At 63.8% G+C, this 235-nt stretch carries 1 protein-coding gene; it reads left to right on the top strand.

All coding sequences use genetic code 11. The annotated features are described in order from the left end of the window. Positions 1-235, top strand: a 235-nt coding sequence (locus tag ACPYOM_RS23965; protein ID WP_481347900.1) for a TonB-dependent receptor plug domain-containing protein, incomplete at both ends; no start/stop codon positions are given.

Below are 235 nucleotides of genomic sequence, written 5' to 3'. Positions count from 1 at the left end.
CATCCCGGGCGTCCAGGTATCGCGTGAAATCACGGGCGAAGGCGTCAACGTCCAGATCCGCGGTCTCGGTACGAGCTTCACGAAAGTGCTGTTGAACGGCGCGCCCGTCGCCGTTGCGTCGACCGGCACGACCGACGCCCAGAGTTCGAACCGCGAGGTCGACCTCGACCTGCTGCCGACTGACCTGTTCACGAAACTGACGGTCAGCAAGAGCCCGACGGCATCGATGCTGGAA

It is taken from the genome of Monashia sp. HAY1-2A (assembly GCF_056755315.1).
Note: the sequence above shows the minus strand (reverse complement) of the source record. Positions and strands in the feature narration are given on the sequence as shown.